Annotated in this window: 1 protein-coding gene; it reads left to right on the forward strand. The window is 38.5% G+C overall.

The window, feature by feature from the left end; translation table 11 throughout:
* Positions 1–995, forward strand: a 995-nt coding sequence (metK, locus tag EZH24_RS12415) for a methionine adenosyltransferase (protein ID WP_137999365.1), incomplete at its 5' end; no start/stop codon positions are given.
* Positions 996–1,084: the final 89 nt, after the last annotated feature.

Here is a 1,084-nt window from a genome sequence, read left to right on the forward strand (position 1 = left end):
AATTGGATTATCAAAAAATCGCAAGAAGCGTGGTTAGACGAATAGGTTATACGAGCAGCGACATGGGATTTGACGCCGATACTTGCGCCGTTATGGAATCTATACATGAGCAATCTCCCGATATCGATATGGGAGTTAGCGTAGGAAAAGGTTTATTTAACAAAACCGAAGGAAATAAAAGCGAAGGAGCGGGCGACCAAGGGATAATGTTCGGATACGCTATAAACGAAACTGAAACTTTTATGCCTTTGACTATTCATTTGGCTCATAGACTCGCCGAAAGGTTGGCTAAAGTGCGAAAAGAAAAAATACTCGATTATTTGAGACCAGACGGAAAGAGTCAGGTTACAATCGAATATAAAGACGGAAAAGCGGCAAGAATAGAGGCTGTCGTTATATCCACTCAACATGCAAAAGGAATAGAGCATAAACAAATAGAAGAGGATATAAAAAAACATGTTATAAACGAAATATGTCCTAAAGATATGCTTGACGAAAATACAAAATACTATATCAATCCTACGGGCTTATTTGTAGTCGGCGGACCTATGGGCGACTGCGGACTCACGGGTAGAAAAATAATAGTCGACAGCTACGGCGGACATGGAGCGCATGGCGGAGGAGCTTTCAGCGGAAAAGACCCGACAAAAGTAGACAGGAGCGCATGCTATATGGCGAGATATATCGCTAAAAATATAGTGGCGAGCAAAATTGCCGACAGAGCTTTGGTTCAATTCGCTTACGCTATCGGAGTTCCAGAACCGCTTTCGGTTTATGTCAATACTTTCGGGACTTGCAAAGTTCATGACGAAGTTTTGGCGGCTATAATAACGAAACAAATCGATTTGACTCCAGCGGGAATAATAAAACATCTTGATTTGCGAAGACCGATTTATGAAAAAACTACGGCTTACGGACATTTCGGCAGAGAGGATAAAGATTTCACTTGGGAAAAAACGGATATTAAACATTTATTTGAAAATCCCAAAAAATAAAAAAGATTTGATTAATTAAATATTTATAAAAGAGATTTGCATTTTTGTGAGTCTCTTTTTTATTTAGTTTTATATTAAAATTAAAAATT

The sequence above is a fragment of the Brachyspira catarrhinii genome, assembly GCF_005518285.1.
GTDB lineage: Bacteria > Spirochaetota > Brachyspiria > Brachyspirales > Brachyspiraceae > Brachyspira > Brachyspira catarrhinii.